This is a genomic window from Rhizobium sp. YJ-22, assembly GCF_029601685.1.
GTDB lineage: Bacteria > Pseudomonadota > Alphaproteobacteria > Rhizobiales > Rhizobiaceae > Metarhizobium.
The window spans coordinates 68,580-89,679 of sequence record NZ_JARRIR010000009.1 but is presented as its reverse complement, the minus strand read 5'-3'; the positions used below and the strand labels follow the sequence as shown (position 1 = coordinate 89,679).

18 protein-coding genes and 1 tRNA gene are annotated in these 21,100 nt (G+C 65.3%); 9 read left to right on the top strand and 10 right to left on the bottom strand.

The window, feature by feature from the left end:
* Nucleotides 1–3 precede the first annotated feature (3 nt).
* Nucleotides 4–2,418, bottom strand: a complete 2,415-nt coding sequence (locus P7F60_RS20645) for a circularly permuted type 2 ATP-grasp protein (RefSeq protein WP_277919577.1) — start codon at nt 2,416–2,418, stop codon at nt 4–6.
* On the bottom strand, nt 2,419–5,748 hold the full coding sequence (locus tag P7F60_RS20640; protein WP_277919576.1) for a transglutaminase family protein: 3,330 nt from the start codon (nt 5,746–5,748) through the stop codon (nt 2,419–2,421). It abuts the gene before it with no gap.
* 178 nt (nt 5,749–5,926) lie between these two features.
* Between P7F60_RS20640 and cobF the strand changes: the two genes are divergently transcribed.
* The 5 genes from cobF to P7F60_RS20615 all read left to right on the top strand — a co-directional run bounded on the left by cobF (nt 5,927) and on the right by P7F60_RS20615 (nt 10,351).
* On the top strand, nt 5,927–6,727 hold the full coding sequence (cobF, locus tag P7F60_RS20635) for a precorrin-6A synthase (deacetylating) (RefSeq protein WP_277919575.1): 801 nt from the start codon (nt 5,927–5,929) through the stop codon (nt 6,725–6,727).
* A gap of 111 nt (nt 6,728–6,838) precedes the next feature.
* The gene (gene cobG / locus P7F60_RS20630; RefSeq protein WP_277919574.1) at nt 6,839–8,197 is read left to right on the top strand and encodes a precorrin-3B synthase; all 1,359 of its coding nucleotides are present in this window, start codon (nt 6,839–6,841) and stop codon (nt 8,195–8,197) included.
* A complete protein-coding gene (locus tag P7F60_RS20625; protein ID WP_277919573.1) occupies nt 8,194–8,826 on the top strand; it encodes a precorrin-8X methylmutase in 633 nt (210 codons plus the stop codon). Before cobG ends, P7F60_RS20625 begins: the two co-directional genes overlap by 4 nt.
* Nucleotides 8,823–9,590, top strand: coding sequence for a precorrin-2 C(20)-methyltransferase (locus tag P7F60_RS20620; RefSeq protein WP_277919572.1), 768 nt, complete (start codon nt 8,823–8,825; stop codon nt 9,588–9,590). The genes P7F60_RS20625 and P7F60_RS20620 overlap by 4 nt, the downstream gene beginning before the upstream one ends.
* Entirely contained in the window at nt 9,587–10,351 is a 765-nt protein-coding gene (locus P7F60_RS20615) for a precorrin-3B C(17)-methyltransferase (protein ID WP_277919571.1), read from the top strand. Before P7F60_RS20620 ends, P7F60_RS20615 begins: the two co-directional genes overlap by 4 nt.
* Here the strand turns inward: P7F60_RS20615 and P7F60_RS20610 are convergent.
* Entirely contained in the window at nt 10,315–11,085 is a 771-nt protein-coding gene (locus tag P7F60_RS20610) for a cobalt-precorrin-6A reductase (RefSeq protein WP_277919570.1), read from the bottom strand. The genes P7F60_RS20615 and P7F60_RS20610 overlap by 37 nt on opposite strands.
* Between P7F60_RS20610 and cbiE the strand changes: the two genes are divergently transcribed.
* Both cbiE and cobM read left to right on the top strand, forming a co-directional pair.
* The gene (gene cbiE, locus P7F60_RS20605; protein ID WP_277919569.1) at nt 11,084–12,307 is read left to right on the top strand and encodes a precorrin-6y C5,15-methyltransferase (decarboxylating) subunit CbiE; all 1,224 of its coding nucleotides are present in this window, start codon (nt 11,084–11,086) and stop codon (nt 12,305–12,307) included. The genes P7F60_RS20610 and cbiE overlap by 2 nt on opposite strands.
* Nucleotides 12,308–12,326: 19 nt before the next feature.
* Nucleotides 12,327–13,085, top strand: coding sequence for a precorrin-4 C(11)-methyltransferase (gene cobM / locus P7F60_RS20600; RefSeq protein ID WP_277919568.1), 759 nt, complete (start codon nt 12,327–12,329; stop codon nt 13,083–13,085).
* A gap of 7 nt (nt 13,086–13,092) precedes the next feature.
* Here the strand turns inward: cobM and P7F60_RS20595 are convergent, their stop codons facing one another.
* The 7 genes from P7F60_RS20595 to cpdR1 form a co-directional block, all read right to left on the bottom strand.
* Nucleotides 13,093–13,695, bottom strand: coding sequence for a HupE/UreJ family protein (locus P7F60_RS20595; RefSeq protein ID WP_277919567.1), 603 nt, complete (start codon nt 13,693–13,695; stop codon nt 13,093–13,095).
* 431 nt (nt 13,696–14,126) lie between these two features.
* On the bottom strand, nt 14,127–15,170 hold the full coding sequence (locus P7F60_RS20590; protein ID WP_277919566.1) for a GH25 family lysozyme: 1,044 nt from the start codon (nt 15,168–15,170) through the stop codon (nt 14,127–14,129).
* Nucleotides 15,171–15,396: 226 nt separating this feature from the next.
* Nucleotides 15,397–15,768, bottom strand: coding sequence for a VanZ family protein (locus P7F60_RS20585; RefSeq protein ID WP_277919565.1), 372 nt, complete (start codon nt 15,766–15,768; stop codon nt 15,397–15,399).
* A 143-nt stretch (nt 15,769–15,911) separates the two neighbouring features.
* Complete coding sequence (locus P7F60_RS20580; protein WP_277919564.1) at nt 15,912–17,033, bottom strand: DUF2336 domain-containing protein; 1,122 nt, start codon at nt 17,031–17,033, stop codon at nt 15,912–15,914.
* Between the two features lie 231 nt (nt 17,034–17,264).
* Complete coding sequence (locus P7F60_RS20575) at nt 17,265–17,972, bottom strand: hypothetical protein (RefSeq protein ID WP_277919563.1); 708 nt, start codon at nt 17,970–17,972, stop codon at nt 17,265–17,267.
* Nucleotides 17,973–18,391: 419 nt separating this feature from the next.
* Nucleotides 18,392–18,466, bottom strand: a tRNA-Val gene (locus tag P7F60_RS20570).
* Nucleotides 18,467–18,601: 135 nt separating this feature from the next.
* Nucleotides 18,602–18,964 (bottom strand): response regulator CpdR1, encoded by a 363-nt coding sequence (gene cpdR1, locus P7F60_RS20565; RefSeq protein ID WP_277919562.1) that lies wholly within the window; start codon nt 18,962–18,964, stop codon nt 18,602–18,604.
* Between the two features lie 202 nt (nt 18,965–19,166).
* On the opposite strand from cpdR1, the gene P7F60_RS20560 reads away from it, so the two are divergent.
* Together P7F60_RS20560 and hisN are read left to right on the top strand one after the other, a co-directional pair.
* Nucleotides 19,167–20,051, top strand: coding sequence for an N-formylglutamate amidohydrolase (locus P7F60_RS20560; protein WP_277919561.1), 885 nt, complete (start codon nt 19,167–19,169; stop codon nt 20,049–20,051).
* 242 nt (nt 20,052–20,293) lie between these two features.
* On the top strand, nt 20,294–21,067 hold the full coding sequence (gene hisN, locus P7F60_RS20555) for a histidinol-phosphatase (protein ID WP_277919560.1): 774 nt from the start codon (nt 20,294–20,296) through the stop codon (nt 21,065–21,067).
* Nucleotides 21,068–21,100: the final 33 nt, after the last annotated feature.

The following is a 21,100-nucleotide window of genomic DNA, read 5'->3' as shown; positions in this document are numbered from 1 at the left end:
GCCTCAGCCGAGATAGGTTTGCGCCAGCAGGTCTGAAAGGTGCTCCAGTTCCTGCTCCAGCTTACGATAGGACTGCGCCGTCAAGGCCTCCGGCGTCATCACCGCCAGGCCCGAATGCAGGCGCATCGCCTCACGGGACAAGGGAGACATCTGCCCGTTGACGAGGGCGTTCGGCAATTGCTCCACCTCGTTGTGGATTTCGTTGAGCTGGAACAGGATCGAGCGCGGGTTGAGCGGGTCGAGCGCCAGCAGGTCGGTGATCGTCAGCCGTGTGGTCGAGACGCTGTAGCGGCGGCGATGGGTCATGACGTTGTCGCCGATCTCCAGCAGCATGTCGAGCGCCCCGTCCGGCGCTTCGGGCCCAGCCATATGGCCGAGCAGCCGCGTCATGTGCAGCCCGCGCTCAAGATAGCGGCCGATCGACAGGAAACGCCAGCCGGTGAAGCGATACATGTTCTCATGCACGAGGCCGGCGAAACCGGCGAGCTTGCGCAGCAGCACGGTCATGGCGTGCGCCGCGTCATCGCCGGGCTGCACATGTTCGTGGAAGCGGCGGGCGGTCTTGGCGAGGTCGTTCAGCGCCAGCCAGCCGTCCGGCGAGAAGCGGTCGCGGATGTTGCTGGCCGAATAGACGGCGCTTTCGATATTGGCGAGCAGGCTTTCCGGCACGGCCGCGGCGGTGTCGATGTCGAGGGCGGCGAGATAGGCGCTGACTTCGGCGAGCAGCGGCTGCTTCGGATCGGCATATTCGGCAAAGCGCGCGTTCCAGGCGCGCAGGATGCGCAGCGCCCCTTCCGCGCGCTCGATGTAGCGGCCGAGCCAGAACAGGTTGTCGGCGGCGCGGCTCGGCAGGCTGCCGGGCATCAGGCGGGTAAATTCGGCCTCGGCCGGCAGCAGCGTCGGCCGCGCGACCGGTTTGTCGGAGACGATCCAGACATCGGCGGCGCTGCCGCCCGCCTGCATGGCGATGGCGGCGACGTCGTCGCCGGAGCCGATGCGGGCGAAGCCGCCGGGCATGATTTCCCAGCCGTTCGTCGTGCGCGCCGCATAGACGCGCAGGCTCATCGGCCGCGGCGTCAGCTTGCCGTCGACCAGTGCCGGCGTTGTCGAGAGCGTCACCGCCTCCTGGCCGACCAGTTTTGCGCCGTCGCTTTCCAGCCAGTCGCCGATCGACAGTTGCGCCTGGTCCCTGAGCTTCGCGCCCAGCACCGACTGGCCGTTGTCGTCGAAGAAGGGCAGGCGCGAATAGGCCGGGCCGATGACCATCTTGCCGATGTTTTCGGCGACATGGGCGCGCTCCGCCTTCTGCCCGCACCACCAGGTGGCGACCGAGGGCAGCGACAGATCCTCGCCCAGCAGATGGCGACAGATGGTCGGCATGAAGGCGAGGAAGGCACGGGTTTCGAGAATGCCCGAGCCCAGCGCATTGACGATCATCACCGAGCCGGCGCGCAGCGCCTCGACCATCCCGGGCGTGCCGATATGCGAGGTCTGCTTCAATTCCAGGGGATCGGCATAGGCCGCGTCAAGACGCCGCCACAGCACGCTCACCGGCTTGAGGCCGGCGACGGTGCGCACCATGACGCGATCGTTGACGACGATCAGATCCTCGCCTTCGAGCAGCATGAAGCCGAGATAGCGGGCGATATAGGCGTGCTCGAAATAGGTCTCGTTGGCGGGGCCGGGGGTCAGCACCGCGATGCGGTCGTCGGCGCTGTGCCTGCCGGTCTGCAGCGTATCGCGGAAGGCACCGAAGAAGGAGGCGAGGCGATGCACATGCAGCTCGGCATAGATGTCGGAAAAGGCGCGTGTGGTCGCCACCCGGTTTTCCAGCGCGAAACCGGCGCCGGACGGCGCCTGCGTGCGGTCGGCCAGCACCCACCAGTTGCCGTCGGGGCCGCGGCCGATCTCGAAGGAACAGAAATGCAGGTAATGGCCGCCGACCGGCTTGACGCCGACCAGCGGGCGCAGGAATTCCGGATTGGAGGCCACTAGCGCCGGCGGCAGAAAGCCGTCGCGCACAAGCCGGTTCTCGCCATAGATATCGGCGACGACGGCTTCGAGCAGGTTGGCGCGCTGCACCAGACCGCGGGCGATGCCCCGCCATTCCCTGTCGTCGATCAGCACGGGAATGTGGGAGATCGGCCAGCTGCGCTCGCCGCTGCCCTGTGCGCCGTAGGCGCGGTAGAAAACGCCCGCATCGCGCAGATAACGGTCGGCGCGGGCCATGCGCTCGGACAGCTCATGCGCCGAGAGGCGGTTGATCGAGGAGAGCAGCTGCTTCCAGACCGGCCGCACCTGGCCGTTGGTGTCGACCATCTCGTCGGCGACACCCGGCAGGGCGCGATAGCCGAAGGACGGATCGCCCGATCCGGCCGGCGCGCTCGCCCGTCGTCCCGTCGCCGGTTTTTTCCCCATTTACAGCCCCTGCGGCCGGCGCAGGTCGAGCGTCAGCGGGAATTCCGGCGAAACGGTTTCCTGCATCAGCGGATAAGAGCCGGCTGTATGTCCCCAAGGCTCGAAACGGGCGAGGCGCCTCGCTTCCGCTTCATTGCCGTTCACAGGGAAAGTTTCATAATTGCGCCCGCCCGGATGGGCAACATGATATCGGCAGCCACCCAGCGAACGCCCGCTCCATGTGTCATAAATGTCGAAGGTCAAGGGCGTATCGACCGGCAGCACCGGATGCAGGCCCGATGCCGGATGCCAGGCCTTGAAGCGGACGCCCGCGACCGAGACGCCGGCCTCGCCCGTCTGGCGCAGCGGCACGGCGCGGCCGTTGCAGGCGACGCGGTAGCGCTCGGGATTGTCGGTCTGCAGACGCACCTGCAGGCGCTCGACCGAGGAATCGACGTAACGCACCGTGCCGCCGGGCGCGCCTTCCTCGCCCATCACATGCCAGGGCTCCAGCGCCTGGCGGATTTCGAGCTGCGTGTTCTCGTATTGCACCTCGCCGCAGAAGGGGAAGCGGAATTCGAGCTGGGCGGCGAACCATTCCGGGCGGAAATCGAAGCCGTTCTGGCGCAGATCCGCGAGCACGTCGAGGAAGTCGGCCCAGACGTAATGCGGCAGCATGAAGCGGTCGTGCAGGCTGGTGCCCCAGCGCACGAAGCGGCCGTCGAGCGGCGTGCGCCAGGCACGGGCGATCAGCGCCCGCACCAGCAATTGCTGGGCAAGGCTCATGCGCGCATTCGGCGGCATTTCGAAACCGCGGAATTCCACAAGACCAAGGCGGCCGGTCGGCCCGTCCGGCGAAAACAGCTTGTCGATGCAAATTTCCGAACGGTGGGTGTTGCCGCTGACATCGGTGAGCAGGTTGCGGAACAGGCGGTCGACCAGCCAGGGCAGCGGCGGCTGGCCCTGACCCGGTGCCGGCACCTGGGCCAGCGCGATCTCCAGCTCGTACAACCCGTCATGGCGGGCCTCGTCGATGCGCGGCGCCTGGCTGGTCGGGCCGATGAACAGGCCCGAGAACAGGTAGGACATCGACGGGTGGCGCTGCCAGTGCAGCACCAGGCTTTTCAACAGATCCGGCCGGCGCAGAAAGGGGCTGTCATTGGGATTGGCGCCGCCGACCACGACATGGTTGCCGCCGCCGGTGCCGGTGTGGCGGCCGTCGATCATGAACTTGTCGGTGCCGAGCCTTGTCTGGCGCGCCTCCTCGTAGATCGCGGCGGTCGTCTCGACGCATTCCTTCCATGACGAAGCGGGGTGGATGTTGACCTCGATGACGCCGGGATCGGGCGCGACGCGGATGACGTCGATGCGCTCGTCCTGCGGCGGCGCGTAGCCCTCGATATGCACGGGCAGGCCGAGCGCCTTGGCGGCGCGTTCGATCGAGGCGATCAGGTCGAGATAATCCTCGACGGTGACAGTCGGCGGCATGAAGACGCAGAGCCGTCCGTCGCGGGCCTCCACCGACAAGGCGGTGCGTACATGGCCGTCGATGTCCTGTGCATAACCGCGGGTCTGGCCGGGCTGCGGCTGCCGCTCGGAAAACGGCTCGAAATGCGCCGTCTGCAGGGGGCGGCCGCCATGGCCATGGAAATCCGGCAATTTTTCACGCGGGACGGTCGGATCCTGCGGGTTGATATAGGGATATTGCGAGGGCGGGATATAGGCGAGCGCGCTCAGCGGCAGGCGATAGCCGACGGGGCTGTCGCCGGGCACGAGGAAGATTCGGCCGCGCCGCGTCGTCCATTTCTCGCTCGCCCAGCGCCGGCCGCTGGCGCGCGCATTCCAGGCCTGCACCGGCAGCACATAACCGGTCGGCCGCGTCAGGCCGCGCTCGAAGACACGGGCGATGCGGCTGCGATCCTCGGCATTTTCCAGCTTCGAATTGGCCGGATCGACGTTTTCCGGCAGGTTCGCCTCCTTGACCAGCCATTCGGCCGGATCCTCGAATGCGGGCAGGACGTGGTCCGTGGGAATGTCGAGTTCGCCGGCAATGGCGGTCAGCAGCCGGCCGGCATCCTCCTCCGTCACCTTGTAGTCGGTCGCCTCGCGGGCGACGAGGGCATCGCTCTGCCAGATCGGCACGCCGTCCTTGCGCCAGTAGAGCGAGAAGGTCCAGCGCGGCAGGGATTCGCCGGGATACCACTTGCCCTGCCCGTAATGCAGGAACCCGCCGGGCGCGAAGCGCTCGCGCAGGCGGCGGATGAGGCTGTCCGCCTTGTCGCGCTTGGTCGGGCCGACGGCATCGGTATTCCATTCCGCCGACTGGAAATCGTCGATGGAGACGAAGGTCGGCTCGCCGCCCATGGTCAGGCGCACGTCCTGCGCCTGCAATGCACGGTCGACGTCATGGCCGAGCGCGTCCAGCGCTTCCCAGGATTCGTCGGAGAAAGGCTTGGTGATGCGCGGATGCTCGGCGACGCGCTCGACCTCCATGGCGAAATCGAATTCCGTCCTGGCCTCGCCGATATAGCCGCCGGAAATCGGCGCGGCATTCCTGTAATGCGGAGCGGCGGCGAGCGGGATATGGCTTTCGCCGGTCAACAGGCCGGAAGTCGGGTCGAGACCGACCCAGCCGGCGCCGGGCAGGTAGACCTCGGCCCAGGCATGCAGGTCGGTGAAGTCGACCTCAGTGCCGGAAGGGCCGTCCAGCGCCTTCAGATCCGGCGCCAGCTGGATGAGGTAGCCGGAGACGAAGCGGGCGGCGAAGCCGATGTGGCGTAGGATCTGCACCAGAAGCCAGCTCGTGTCGCGGCAGGAGCCTTTCGCCGTCGTCAGCGTCTCCTCCGGAGTCTGCACGCCAGGCTCCATGCGGATGACATAACCGATTTCCTGCTGCAGGCGGGCGTTCAGCCCGACGATCATGTCGACCGTCCCCTGTTCGGAGCGGTCGAGCGTTTCCAGGAAGGCGGCCAGCGCCGGGCCGGGCGGCTCCGCTCTGCGGTAGATCGAGAGATCGTCGGCCAGATCCTCGGGATAATCGAAGGGCCATTTCGTGGCGCTGTCCTCGACGAAGAAATCGAAGGGATTGTAGACCGTCATGTCGGCGATGAGATCGACTTCGATCTTCAGCTCGGTCACCGGCTCCGGGAAGACGAAACGGGCGAGGTAATTGCCGTAAGGATCCTGCTGCAGATTGACGAAGTGGTTTTCCGGCGTGACCTTCAGCGCGTGGCTCAGCACCCTCGTTCTGGAATGGGCGGCCGGCTTCAGCCGGATCACCTGCGGCCCGAGGACGACGGGCGTGTCGTAGCGATAATGGGTGAGGTGATAGATGCTGGCCTTGATCGACATCGTGCTGCTTGCCGTCCCCGTTTCGCCTTTGCGGCGCTTGTTATGATGCGGCGATCTTGTGCAATGCAGCGCAAGAAAGCAAGGACGAATGCCCGCCGCGATTGTGGCCTTGCGGCAGCCGTCGGGCATCTGCTAACTGCTGCCGCAAAGCCCGTGGGCCGTCTCGACTGGAACCATCATGCGCCATATCCTCATCGTCGGCATCGGTTCGGGCAATCCCGAGCACCTGACCGTCCAGGCCATCAACGCGCTGAACCGCGCCGATGTGCTGTTCATTCCAACCAAGGGGGCGAAGAAGGCCGATCTTGCCGATGTCAGGCGCGATATCTGCGCGCGCTATGTCACCAATCCCGAGAGCCGCACGGTGGAGTATGCCCTGCCGGTACGGCGTGCCGAGGGACAAAGCTATCTCAGCGGCGTCGACGAATGGCATGCGGCGATCACCGCGATCTACGAGGAGCTGTTCAGCCAGGAACTCGGCGAGGACGGCATCGGCGCCTTCCTCGTCTGGGGCGATCCGATGCTCTACGACAGCACCATCCGCATCATCGAGCGGGTGAAGGCGAGCGGCAAGGTGACCTTCGATTTCAGCGTCATTCCCGGCATCACCAGCGTGCAGGCGCTGTGCGCGTCCCATAAAATTCCGCTGAACCTCGTCGGCAAGCCGGTCGCCATCACCACCGGGCGGCGGCTCAACGAGCATTTCCCCGGCCTGATCGAGACCGCCGTCGTCATGCTCGACGGGGAACAGGCATTCAAGGCGGTCGAAGATCCGGATGCAACGATCTATTGGGGCGCCTATCTCGGCACGCCGGACGAAATCGTCATCAGCGGCCCGGTGCAGGCGGTGAAGGACCGCATCCTCGCCGCCCGCGCCGAGGCGCGCGAACGGCATGGCTGGATCATGGATATCTACCTGCTGCAGAAGGGGACGGATTTCGATGACGAGGCAGGGAGCAATTCCCGCAAAAATGTGTAGCGGAATTGCGTAGCGAATGCGGCCCGGCGTCGCATCTTGATCTGCCGCAAACGGTTTCCCGTCGCGATGGCGTAGCCGGAACGGGTAAAAATCCGTTATCATAGGCGTGTCATGACTGAATGTAGCCCGATCGATTTCAACGGAGCGGCGATCGCCTCGACCCGGCGCGGCGTCTGCCCGGCTCTGGATGCGCCGATGCAGACCGGCGACGGCCTGCTGGTGCGTCTGCGCCCGCTGGACAGTCGCCTGCCGCCCGCCGCCTTCGTCACGATTGCCGAAACCGCCGCCCGTCACGGCAACGGGCTCATGGAGGTGACGGCGCGTGGAAACCTGCAGGTGCGCGGGCTGACGCCGGCAAGCGCGCCGTTGTTTTCGACCGAGATCCTGGCGATGGACATGCCGCTTGCCACCGGCCTCGCCATCGAGACGCCACCGCTTGCCGGGCTCGACCCGGAAGAAAACATCGACGCCCGGCCGCTGGCGGACGTTTTGCGCGCCCGCGTTGTTTTAGAAGAGCCGGCCCTTTCGCTGGCGGCAAAACTCTCGATCACGGTCGATGGCGGCGGGCGGTTTTCGCTGCAGAACGTCTCGGCGGATATCCGGTTGACGGCCTTGCCGGACAACACTTGGGAAATCGCATTGGCCGGCGATGACCGCACGGCAAAACCTGTTGCGCGCCTTCCTGCGGAGGCGGCCGTCGATGCCGTCATGGTGCTGTTGCGTGCGCTGTCTGCCATGGGACGACGGGCGCGCGGCCGCGATCTCGATGCCGGGGAATGGCGGTCGCGGTTCGGATTCGAGGAGAACGGGCAGGGGGGACGGGAACACTCGGTTCCGTCACCGGCCGGCCTTCATCTCTGGGACGGGTTTTCCGCTCTCGGCGTCGCCTTGCCCTTCTGCCAGATCGAGGCGGCTGCGCTTATCGCTTTCATACGCGAGACGGAGGCGCTCGGTTGCCACGAAATCCGGCTGGCGCCGGACCATGGCTTTTTTCTGATCGGCATCGCGCCGGCGCAGTTGGCTGCGGCACGGGATGCAGCGGCGGCGCGTGGATTCGTCGTCGATCCTCAGGAACCGGCCAATCATATCGCGCTGTGCGCCGGTGCGCGCGGCTGTGCTTCGGCCTTTTTCGATACCCACGCTTTGGCGCGGACCTTGATCGCGGCGGCACCCGCTCTGCTCGACGGCTCGCTGACCCTGCATGTCTCCGGTTGTCCGAAGGGCTGTGCCCATCCGGCCCCCACGCCCCTGACGCTGACGGCAGCGCCAACAGGCTATGCGCTTGTCGTAAATGGCTCCGCATCGGGCTCGCCAGAGGCGTACATCGCTGCTAAGGACGTGACCCACGCGATTGCGCGTCTCGCCGCGCTGGTCGGCACCGCCAGGCGGGCCGGGGAGACGGCGGCCGACTGTCTGCAGCGGCTGGGCAGGGATGCGATACGGGAAGCGGTGCGACAGGACAGGGAATGACAGACTACGATTATATCCGGCAGGGCGATGCGATCTATGAGCGCTCCTTCGCCATTATCCGCGCTGAAGCCGATCTTTCCCGCTTTTCCGAGGCGGAAGCGGATGTGGCGGTGCGCATGGTCCATGCCTGCGGCCTGGTCGAGGCTGCCCGGCATTTCGTCTTTTCGCCGGATTTCGTCGGTGCGGCCCGCGCCGCGCTTCAAGCCGGCGCGCCGATCTTCTGCGACGCGCAGATGGTGGCGCATGGCGTCACCCGCGCCCGCCTGCCGGCCAATAATGAGGTCATCTGCACGCTGAGCGATCCGCAGACGGCTGTCTTCGCCAAGGAAATCGGCAATACCCGCTCGGCCGCCGCCATCCGCCTCTGGGGCGAGCGCATGGCTGACGCCGTCGTCGCCATCGGCAATGCGCCGACCGCACTTTTCTATCTGCTTGAGCTTCTCCGCGACGGCGCGCCAAAACCGGCGGCGATCCTCGGCATGCCGGTCGGCTTCGTGGGGGCTGCCGAATCCAAGGATGCGCTGGCAGAAAATTCCTATGGCGTGCCCTATGCCATCGTGCGCGGCCGTCTCGGCGGCAGCGCCATTACGGCGGCGGCGCTGAATTCGCTGGCGAGGCCGGGCCTGTGAGCGGCGTTGCACCCGGACGCCTGATCGGCGTCGGTACCGGCCCCGGCGATCCCGACCTGCTGACCGTCAAGGCCGTGCGCGCGCTTCAAAGCGCCGATGTGCTCGCGTATTTCGCCAAGGAAGGCCGGCGCGGCAATGCAAGGCCCATCGTCGACGGCATCGTGCGCGAAAACATTCCCGAACTGCCGCTCTATTATCCCGTGACCACGGAAATCGAGACGCATGAGGACGGCTACAAGAGCCGCATCACCGCCTTTTACGACGCCTCCGCCTCCGCCGTTGCCGAACATCTTTCGGCAGGGCGCACGGTCGCCGTCCTCAGCGAGGGCGATCCGCTGTTCTACGGCTCCTACATGCACCTGCATGTACGGCTCGCCGCGCGGTTTCCGGCCGAGGTTATTCCCGGCATCACAGCCATGTCCGGCTGCTGGTCGATGGCCGGCTTGCCGATCGTCCAGGGCGACGACGTGCTCTCGGTCCTGCCCGGCACCATGCCGGAGGCGGAATTGCTGCGCCGCCTGTCGGACACGCAGGCCGCCGTCATCATGAAGGTCGGGCGCAATCTCGGCAAAATCCGGCGCGCGCTCGCTGCCGCCGGCAAGCTGAGCCAAGCCGTTTATGTCGAGCGCGGCACCATGGCCAATGCGGCGATGATCCCGCTTGCCGAAAAAACCGGCGACGAGGCCCCCTATTTCTCGCTGGTGCTGGTCGCCGGCTGGCAGGACCGGGCGCGCATCGAGCAACTGGCGAGGGCGGCATCGTGAGCGGCATTCTCTATATCGTCGGCACCGGCCCCGGCAGCCCGGAGCAGATGACGCCGGAGGCGGTGCAGGCCGTCGAGGCGGCGAGCGAATTCTTCGGCTACGGCCCCTATCTCGACCGCCTCGTATTGCGCGCCGATCAGCGCCGCATCGCGTCGGACAATCGCGAGGAACTGGACCGGGCGCAGGCGGCGTTGACGCGGGCGGCTACGGGCGAAAAGGTCTGCGTCGTCTCCGGTGGCGATCCCGGCGTGTTCGCCATGGCCGCGGCCGTCTGCGAGGCCATCGACAAGGGGCCGGAAGCATGGCGCGAGATCGAGATCGTGGTGACGCCCGGCGTCACCGCCATGCTTGCGGTCGCGGCCCGAAGCGGCGCGCCGCTCGGTCACGATTTCTGCGCCATCTCGCTCTCGGATAATCTCAAGCCCTGGGACATCATTACAAGGCGTCTGCGGCTGGTGGCCGAGGCCGGGCTGGTGATCGCGCTCTACAATCCGATCAGCAAGGCGCGCCCCTGGCAGCTCGGCGAAGCTTTTTCGCTGCTGCGCGACATCCTGCCGGCGACGACGCCGGTGATCTTCGGCCGCGCCGCCGGCCGGCCGGACGAAAACATCCGCGTCATGCCGCTGGAAACCGCCGACGCCGCCATGGCCGACATGGCGACCTGCGTCATCATCGGCTCGCTGGAAACCCGCGTCATTGCAAGGCCCGGCCGCGCCGATCTCGTCTATACGCCGCGCTTTATCGCCGGAGACAAGAGGTGAGCGATCCGGTCGAGCGCTTCTTCGGCCGTCGCGACGGCCGGAACGGCGGCCGGATGCCGGCGCTCGACCATCACGACCTCGATGCCCAGCGCGCGGGCGGCGGCGATCTTGGCATAGGTCGCTTCACCGCCGCTGTTCTTGGTGACGACGACGTCGATGTTTTTGTCCGTCAGCAAAGCGCGCTCGTCGGCCTCGTCGAAGGGGCCGATGGAGAGGATGTACTGCGCATCCGGCACCGTCAGCGGCGGATCGACCGGATCGACGCTGCGCACCAGATAGGCATGGTGCGGCGTCCGGTTGAAGACATGCGCCTCCTGCCGGCCGATGGCGAGAAAGACGCGGCGGGGGATGACGCCCAGCGCATCGACGGCCGCTTCGAGATCGGGCACGCGCGTCCAGTGGTCGCCGGCCCGTTCCTCCCAGCCAGGGCGGCGCAGGGCGAAAAGCGGCGTGCCCGCGCGCGCCGCAGCCTCGGCCGCATTGGCGGAAATACGCACCGCAAAGGGATGCGTGGCGTCGACCAGCAAATCGATGTTTTCGCGCGTCAGATAATCGGCCAGACCGTCGGCGCCGCCGAAACCGCCGCTACGCACAGGCAATGGCAGGGCTTTGGGCTCGGCCGTGCGGCCGGCGAGCGACAGGGTGGCGTCGTAGCGCGGATCTCCGGCCAACAACCCGGCGAGCTGGCGGGCTTCGGTGGTGCCGCCAAGGATAAGAATGCGATGCGCCGCCATGTCTGATCTTCCCATGCAATGGCTGACCATTATCGGGATCGGCGAGGATGGTCCAGACGGTCTCGGCGACGCCGCGAAGGCGGCGATTGCGGGGGCCGCAACTGTCTTCGGCGGCGCGCGGCATCTGGAGCTGGCGGCATCATTGCTGACGGGCGAAGGTCATGTCTGGCTCAGCCCCTTCGAACGCTCGGTGGACGAAATCGTCGCCCGGCGCGGCCAGCCGGTCGTGGTGCTGGCCTCCGGCGATCCCTTCTTCTTCGGCGTTGGCGCGACGCTGTCGCGGCGCATCGACCCTTCGGAAATGCGGGTGATGCCGGCGCCGTCCTCCTTCAGTCTTGCCGCCTCGCGGCTCGGCTGGCCGTTGCAGGATGTTGCATGCGTGTCGCTGCATGGCCGTCCGCTCGATCTCATCCGCCCGCATCTGCAACCCGGTTGCCGCGTGCTGGCGCTGACGTCGGACAGCGACGGGCCGTCGGCGCTTGCGGCGCTGCTGACGGAAAATGGTTTCGGTCAGTCTCGGCTTACGGTTCTCGAAGCGCTCGGCGGGCCGCAGGAGCGGGTGACACATCATGTGGCCGAAGCTTTTGGCAGCGACGTGTTCCATTCCCTCAACGTTTGCGGCGTCGAGATCGTCGCCGGAGAAGGTGCGAGAATTCTGCCGCTGGCGCCGGGGCTGGACGATAGCCTGTTCGAGCATGACGGCCAGATCACCAAGCGCGAGGTGCGGGCACTGACGCTGTCGGCCCTGTCGCCGCGGCGCGGCGAACTGCTGTGGGATATCGGCGGCGGCTCCGGTTCGATCGCCATCGAATGGATGCTGCGCGATCCCGCCATGCGCGCCATTGCCATCGAGCAATCGCCTGAAAGGGCCGCCCGCATTCGCCGGAATGCCACCGCCTTCGGTGTGCCCGGCCTGACGGTAGTCGAGGGTGTGGCGCCTTCGGCGCTGGCCAGTCTTGCCGCTCCGGATGCGATCTTCATCGGCGGCGGCGGCAGTGAGGACGGGGTGTTCGAGGCGGCGATCGCCGGCGTGAAGCCGGGAGGGCGGCTAGTCGCCAATGCGGTAACGTTGGAGATGGAGGCGGTGCTATTGTCTGCCCATGCGCGGCTTGGTGGCGGTCTGATCCGCATCGATATCGCCCGCGCCGGTCCGGTCGGGCAGATGACAGGCTGGAAGCCCGCCATGCCGGTGACGCAATGGACGTGGCGAAAGCCATCGTGAGGTTCAAGAGGATATCATTATGACAGTGCATTTCATCGGTGCAGGCCCAGGTGCGGCCGACCTCATCACGGTTCGCGGCCGCGATCTCATCGGCAAATGCCCCGTCTGCCTCTATGCCGGTTCGCTGGTGTCGCCGGAGCTCTTGGCCTATTGCCCGCCGGGGGCGCGCATCGTCGATACCGCGCCGATGTCGCTGGACGAGATCGCGGCGGAATTCGTCAAGGCCGCTGCCGCCGGCGAGGATGTCGCGCGGCTGCATTCGGGCGATCTCGCCGTATGGAGCGCGGTTGCCGAACAAATCCGCCGCCTGCAGCAGAGCGGGCTCGATTACACGATGACCCCGGGCGTGCCGGCCTTTGCGGCGGCGGCCTCGGCGCTCGGGCGCGAACTCACCATTCCCTCGGTCGCCCAGAGCCTGGTTCTGACCCGCGTGTCCGGCCGCGCCTCGCCGATGCCAAACACGGAAACGCTGCAGGCCTTCGGGGCAAGCGGCTCCACGCTCGCCATCCATCTCGCCATCCATGCGCTGGATCAGGTGGTGGCGGAACTGACGCCGCTTTATGGCGCGGATTGCCCGGTCGCCATCGTCGTCAAGGCCTCCTGGCCGGACGAGCGCATCCTGCGCGGCACGCTCGCCGATATCGTCGAAAAGGTCGCCGCCGATCCGATCGAGCGCACGGCGCTGATTTTTGTCGGCCCCGGCTTGGCGGCCCGCGATTTTCGTGAGAGCGCGCTATACGATCCCGCCTATCAGCGCCGTTTTCGCGGCCGGCAGTAACCGCCGCTCAGAGGGTACCGGCGAGAAGGCCGAGGCCGGCGACGGCGGCGAGCGCGCCGGCGGAGCGCACCAGTAGCGGGCCGGTCACCGTATTCAGGCGGGCAACCGCCATGCCGAGGCCGATGCCGGCGGCATGCAGCAGGGCCGTCGCGGCCATGAAACCGCCCGCATAGGCAAGGCCGTCGGCATCGGCCGGCATTTCCGCGCCATGGGCGTAGCCGTGGAAGACGGCGAACAGGCCGACGATGCCGGCCGCCGCCAGCATCGAGGTCTCGCGACTGAGCGCGACCATGCCTCCGAGGACCACGACCGAGAGCGCGATGCCGATCTCGAAGAAGGGCAGGGGCAGGCCAGCCACGCCCAGCGCGCCGCCGAGTGCCATCACCGCGACGAAGGTCGCCGGCACCAGCCACAGCGCCCGCCCACCGATCTCAGCGGCGAGCACGCCGACCATCACCATGGCCAGCACATGGTCGATGCCGCCGACCGGATGCATGAAGCCATGAACGAGGCCGCCGGTTTCCCCAAGGCCCGTATGGGCGAAAGCCGCGGCCGGCGTCATCAGCGCCGCGGTCGCGGCAATCAGGGAAACAATCGATTTTCTGGCCATGCTCGATCCTCTTGCAACGGGCGTTTCCGCAGCCCTTCGGCGATGATTTGTGGCATATCGGCGCGGCGGAGAAAATGCCGCATGCCGATGCGGTCCTAAAAATGGTTGGGCAAAGCTGGTGTCGCGCCTTTGCATTCCGTTAACGGCTGGCTGGCATTCTGGTGGGCAAGCGCGATGCGTATCGAGTTCGCGCAACTTCGGATCCTCGAAACCCGGCTTTTCCCGATGAAAAGCGCGGGTTTCTTTTTCAGACCGTACCGGTTTTGCCAAAAGCGACCTACGAGGACGCAAAAAGCCAGAGTATAGAAAGCGCGCTGCTCTGTTTTCCCCGGAGCGCAAAAACTTCAAGCCTCGCTTCTGCGGGGCTTTTTTATTGGCCGGACGAAAAAACGGCGGCCGAGGCCGCCGTCATGGGCATGGACAGGGGGCAATCAGCTGTTGCCGCCGCCGGTGCCGGCCCAGCGGTGCCATTGCTCCTCGGTGCCGCGGAAGACGTTGAGGTCGATGCGGCCCTTGACGCCATGCGACAGGCCGGAGCCCGAATATTGCCAGAAGACCCATTTGCGGCCCGGATAGACTTTCGACGGATGGGCGGCGACGGAACGCAGCCAGAAGGGGTAAGCCTGGAAGGCGCCCTGCAGGTTGTCCTCGTAGAAATCCGGCGCGGTGTAGATCACCGGACGCTTGCCGTAGTGGCGCTCCAGCATGTCCATGAAGACCTGCATCTTCTCGCGCACCTTCTCGGGCGAGGGGCGCTTCTTGCAGCGCGATTCGCCGTTCCATTCGACGTCGATGACCGGCGGCAGGGCGTCGGGGTCGCGCGGCACGTTGCGGATGAACCATTCGGCCTGCTCGCCGGCGGTGCGGCACCAGTAGAAGAAGTGATAGGCGCCGCGCTTCAGGCCGGCTTCCTTGGCCCTTTTCCAATTGGTGCGGAACATCGGATCGACGTGGTCGCCGCCGTCGGTGGCCTTGATATAGGCGAAGTTGGCGCCCTGGGTGCGCAGCCGCGACCAGTCGATATCGCCCTGCCAGCGCGAGACGTCGACGCCGTGGACGGCGTGGTTGCGCGGCGAGGCCGAGCCGAAATTGATCGGATGGGCATCGCGGAAGCGATGGGCGTAGATGCGCCCGCGCGGGCCGGCATCCGGCGCCTTGTCGACTGGAAAATTCACCGCCGCCAGTTGCTGCACCGGCCGTTGCGAGGGCAGCGGCATGGCAAGCGTCTGCGTTGCCGAGAAGGCGGTCGGGGATTTCGGGCCGGCGGCCCAGGCCAGCCGCTCCGCAGGCGTGTTCGCCGCCGCCGTCTGCGCGCTCGTTGCGCCGACATTGGCCGAGGGCACTGGCGGTGCGACGATGGCGCCGGTCTTTTCCTGGGAGGGCGCGGAAGACAGGCTCTCCGAGCCGGAGCGCGAGGAGCAGCCCGACACCGAGAGGCTGGCGACGAGAAGGACAGTCAAGGCCGATGCACGCATTTGGAACCCATGACGCAATACAAGAGGGAGGGCGGCCAGACGCGCCGCCGTGGACCATTCCAACAAAAGCTAACAGGAGATTACCGGGAAAGTTTGAATCCAATCTTTACGCGCGGCGGATGCTTCCGGCGCCGATAACCGTAAAATGGCGTCTTCGGACGAAAAACGGTGGAAAACAGGCCGTTTTCCACCGTTCGACGTTAACCGTGTCTGTCGGAAAAAGGGTTTATTCCGCCGGCTGTGCCGCCCTATCGTCCTGCGCCAGTCCGAAAAACCGCGCTGCCAGACGTCCGACCAGCACACCCGCCACCGCGCCAAACGCCTTGATCACGGCATCCTCGACATGGGCATGGCGGCTGGGAGACAGAAGCTGGAGCAGTTCGATGGCGCCGGCCCCGACCACCAGCAATACGGCGCAGAGCACGAAATGGCGGGGATATGCGAGGACGAACAGCGCACCCAGCAGCAGGAAGGCCAACGCCCGGTCGACATCGACCGGCAACAGGTCGTGCGGCCGCCAGCCGATCGGCGAGACGGTGGCGAAGACAATGGCGAGCAGGCAGAGCCACGGGGCGAATTTCAACAGGTTGCGGATCATCGTCATCACCTCGTGGCGCGGGTTCTATGGCAGGCCGCGCCGGCGCTGCGGCGGGGTTTTCGATCGCGACACGCGGCAAGACAGGTCCGGGGCGGCTTGTTCCCTTATCCGCCGGTTTCTGTGTCGATTCTGTGGCGTCGCCGTCAGGCGGCTTTTCGCGTGGCGGTTTGCGTCGAGCTCGTGGAGACGACTGTGCCGGCAAGCGACAGCAGGTCGTCGACGGCGCCGGCTGGCGCGCCCGCGCATGCCAGTTTTTCGCGCAAGGCAGCGGCGATATCGGTGACAGCGTCTCCTTCCGGCACATCCACCGCCTCGCGCCACAACAGGGCCGCCTCGACCAGCAGCGTGCTGGTCGCCCGGCCGAGCCCGGCCGATTCGAACAGGGCGCGCACCGTCGGGAAACGCCCGCGCTGCAGGATGGCCATGACGCCGGTGGCGCTCATGCCGGACAGCGCCGAGATGGCGGCGGCAGCCTCTTCCACGCGTAGCCGGCAGATGGCGTCGAGCAGCAGGGCGGGAGCGAGGTTGCGATTCTCGAGGATCGCGCCCGCGAGGTCGCCGGCGGCGGCCGGTGCTGCCTCGGAGCGCGCGGCTGCGGTCTGCGGCGCGAAGAGCTTCCATTCGCTCTCCGTCTCGTTCATGGTTTCGATGGCGCGGTCGAGCGTTGCGGGGACTTCGGCGGTGGACCAGCGGTCGCCGAGGATGAGGCCGGCGCGGGTTTCCATGTCGAGATCGGGCCGGGCGGCGAGTAGCATGCGGATATTCTCGTCCTGGCGCATGCGTTCGGCGATACGGCGCAGCGCGACGCTCGAGATCGCCGCGTCGGCGTTTTCGAGCAGAATGGTCAGCTCCGATTCGCTGCCGGTCTCGGCGATGGTCGCAGCGACGACGTCGGAAAGTTTCGGCCGCGCGGCGACCAGGGCGCGAGCCACCAGCGGCCGCGTCGCCAGGATGTCGATGAGGTCGATGTCGGTCAGGACGGGCGAGCGCAGGATGACGACGGCGGCGATATCGGGTTCGTCGGCGGCCAGTGTCAGGATGACGTCGTGCGGCGCCTGCGGGCTGTCGGCGATGGCATAGGCCAGCGACTGGCGCACCGCCGGCGACCGGTCCGCCGCCAGCGCCTGCAACGCCCGCCCGGCGGCGGCGCGCTCCCAGGGGGTGACGCGGGACTTGAGAAATGCCCGGCCGATGGCGGCGGCGGCGCGGATGCGCTCCCTGGCGCCCGCCTGCATCGCCCATTCAAGAAATGCCTCTACGATCATCTCGCCTCGCGCCGCGATAGTGTCTGCCCGTGTTTCCTGCCGCAGGACGCGGCTGTAACGGCAAGCGATAGCAGGGCGGACTTGTTCGGAGCTTGCGGGCTTTATCCATCCGGGCATGGGCTGCGGGCGGCGACCGGACTGAAGCCCGTTCGGATGCATGCGACGTGGTCGGGTGATTGTCGTCAGCTTGGGCGCGACAGGGAAAATGCGGGGGACGCGATGATCTCCCGCTTATATCAGCCTTTTTACTTCCGCCCAGCCGTCGCTGCTTGTGATGATTGCGACGACCTTTGCCTTGTTCTCTTCTTCGGTGCCGTCGCCGACAAGCTGGAAGATCGTCGCGATAGCGACCGTGCATCCTGTCAGCGCCGATTGCACCAAGGCGCGACTGGTCATCTCCTTGGGTCTTTCCGCCTCAAAGCTCTTGCCGACTGAGTGGACAATCTTGAACGGCAGAACCACAAGGCCGATAAGTGTTGCATAGACCGCTTTGCGCGCAAATCGCGCATGCTCCTTATCGACTATATATCCGATATTTTTCCCGCATTTCCCGCATTTGCAAACATACTGCATTTCGGAGTTGGAATTCGGCCCGCTCCTGTTGGCGTCATCGCGAAGGTCGATGAAGCCGTTGACGCGTGTGGAGACCCGGCCAGCTTCAGCCAGAACAAACCAGGGCGCCAATGCGGCGCCGATGGGGGCGAACGTAACGCTGGCGCCGGCAACGCCGATGGCCACGCCTGTTTTGAGCCCGGCTGCTGCGACGGCAGTGGTCAGACCCGTTTGTATGGCAGTTTTGCGGCCGCTTGCCAGCGCTGTCTTGGCGAGCGTCGCAAGGACCACCATGTATTTTTCGCTTTTCGTTCGCAGTGTGTTTTGATGAGGTTCCAGATGTTTCACCAAATCGGACAATATTTCCGGCGCAGGAATGCTCGACATTATTTGACCTCTTAAATGTATTTGAATGTGACGTATGCGATTATTGGTCGATATTATTAAATCTTGGCAAACGCAGAAAATCGGGGACGGTGAAATTAGGTCGACGGTATGCAAATCCGTCATATGGCAGACTTTACGGCGGCGGTCGGAGCGTCGGCTTCATCGGTAAGCGACCGATGCGTGCGAACTGTAAGGGGATGTTTGAAGCTTCGCGTGAGCATTTCGATTTTTCGCCCCAATGCCAAGGAGCTGACATGCCCAGGAACTGAAGTGCAAAGAGCGGATAAGGGCGTGCGGTGCGGTCGTGCACGGGAGACGGGAAGGTTGTCGCCCAATTGATAGGTTCACCGAGCCTGTGGGCCACAATGCAAAAAGGGCTTTCCGTTTCCAGAAAGCCCTTGCTTTTCAGCGAATTAGGATGGTGGGCGTGACAGGGATTGAACCTGTGACCCCTACGATGTCAACGTAGTGCTCTCCCGCTGAGCTACACGCCCATCCGATGAGGCGCATACACCACAAAAGCGCTTTGCCAGTCAACTGGTTTTTTCCGCTTTGTGAAAGGTTTTTACAAAACCCTTTGTTTTCCGCAGTTTCGCGCGGAAAACATGCGCAACGCTTCAGTTCCTGGCTCAGGCCGCCAGGAGTTTGTTGACCTCGTCGACGAGGTCGCGCAGGTGAAACGGCTTGGAAAGCACCTTCGCATCCTTCGGCGCCTTGGAATCGGGGTTCAGGGCGACGGCGGCGAAGCCGGTGATGAACATCACCTTGAGGTCGGGATCGAGTTCGGTTGCCCGCCGCGCCAGTTCGATGCCGTCCATCTCCGGCATGACGATGTCGGTCAGCAAAAGCGAGAAAGGCTCCTCGCGCAGCCTGTCATAGGCGCTGGCGCCGTTGTCGAAGGACGACACCTTGTAGCCTGCCTTTTCCAGCGCTTTGACCAGGAAGCGGCGCATATCGTTATCGTCTTCGGCAAGAAGAATTTTCTGACTCATGAAAATGGGACCGTTATTCATTGACTGCTGCTTGTACAGGATTGTCCGCCTTGCACCCTAGTGCGACGGGGTAAACATCCCGTGAATCGGGATATTGGCGGATGCGTTTTCGTCGGGGCGGCACTATGGACTTGCCGACAGGCAACTGGCAACATCTGCGAAGCACCAAGTTTGTGGCATGGTAAAGGCAAAAAGAGGCCAAATGCACGGAAGGCAGAACGAATCCGACCTTTTCGAGGTCCGGGAACCGGAAATCCAGCGCATTCCGTTCGTTTTCAACTCGCCGCATAGCGGTCGCCGCTATCCCGTCTCCTTCGTGGAGCGCTCGCGCCTCGATCCGTCCTCGCTGCGCCGCTCGGAAGACCATTATGTCGACGAGCTCTTCGGCGCGGCCACCGAGCTTGGCGCGCCGCTGTTGATGGCGCATTTCCCGCGCGCCTTCATCGACGTCAATCGCGAGCCCTACGAGCTCGATCCGCGCATGTTCGACGGCGCGCTGCCGCCATTCGCCAATATCGGCTCGGTGCGTGTTGCCGGCGGGCTCGGCACCATTCCGCGCATCGTCGCCGAAAACATGGAGATCTATGCCCACCGCCTGCCGGTGGAGGAGGGGCTGGAACGGGTCGAGACGATCTACAAGCCTTATCATGCCTGCTTGCGCCGGCTGATCGCCCGCACCCATGTGCGCTTCGGTTTCGGCGTGCTGATCGATTGCCATTCGATGCCCGGCAATATCCGTGTCGCCGGCTCCAACCTCAGGCCGGATTTCATCATCGGCGACCGCTACGGCACCAGCGCCTCGACCGATCTCAGCCGCGCCGCGATCGACATCCTCGAAAATCTCGGCTTCACCGCCGTGCGCAACAAGCCCTATGCCGGCGGTTTCATAACGGAACATTATGGCCGCCCGGCGCGGGGCCTGCATGCGCTGCAGGTGGAGGTCAGCCGCGCGCTGTATGTCGACGAGACGTCGCTGCAGAAGCGGCCGGAATTCGAGGCGGTCGCCGCCGCCATCTCGTCCTTCATGCGCCAGATGGCCGATTACGTGGCGCTCTATGCCGCCGACGCGGCATTGGCGGCGGAATAGATTTTCCAAAAAAAACCGCGCTTTGCGGCGCGGTCAAATCTAGGGAGGAAACACCCAAGGAGGGTATTTACAGTCGAAAGACTGTAGGGAAAAGTTATGTGTGCATCGCACAAATGTCAAGCCGGAATCCAGCCGCTATTGCTGCGATGCCGAAAGCGGCGCGGGGCCATGAAAGCGGTTTGCTTTCAAGGGGTTTTCCTCTACTAAAAGAGAAACCAAAGTCCTTTCCCGGTGGATCTCCCATGCTTCCTGATCGCGCTTTCTTCAACCGGCTGGCCGATGCGGCCAAGGCCGAGACCCTGCCGCGTTTCCGCACCGGTGTCGATGTCGTCAACAAGCAGGATGGCGGTTTCGATCCGGTGACCGAGGGCGACCGCGCGGCGGAAGCCGCCATCCGCGCCGTGATCGGCGCGCAGTTTCCCGAGCATGGCATTCTCGGCGAGGAGCATGACAATGTCGGCCTCGACCGCAGGCATATCTGGGTGATCGACCCCATCGACGGCACCCGCGCCTTCATTTCCGGCGTGCCGGTCTGGGGCACGCTGATTGGCTTCCAGGAGGATGGCCGGTCGATCATGGGCATGATGGACCAGCCCTTCACCGGCGAGCGTTATTTCGCGGACGGCAAGGCCGCCTGGTATGCCGGCCCCGACGGCGAACGTCAGATCCGCAGCCGCGATTGCGGCGGGCTTGCAAACGCCATCCTGTTCACCACATCGCCGCATATGTTTGCCGGCGAAGATGCGCGCCGCTACCGCGACGTCGAAAGCCGGGCGCGCCTGTTCCGCTACGGTATCGATTGCTATGCCTATGCGCTGCTGGCGGCCGGGCATGTCGATCTCGTCATCGAGACCGGGCTGAAGCCCTATGACGTCGGGGCGATGATCCCGCTGGTCGAGCAGGCCGGCGGCGTCATGACCGACTGGCAGGGCGGCCGCGCCGAGGCGGGCGGCAATGTGATCGCGGCCGGGAGCGCCGCGCTGCACCGCGAGGCGCTGGAGCTTCTCGCGCGCTAAAGCGCGTCGCGATCTTTCAGATTCGCTTCTGCG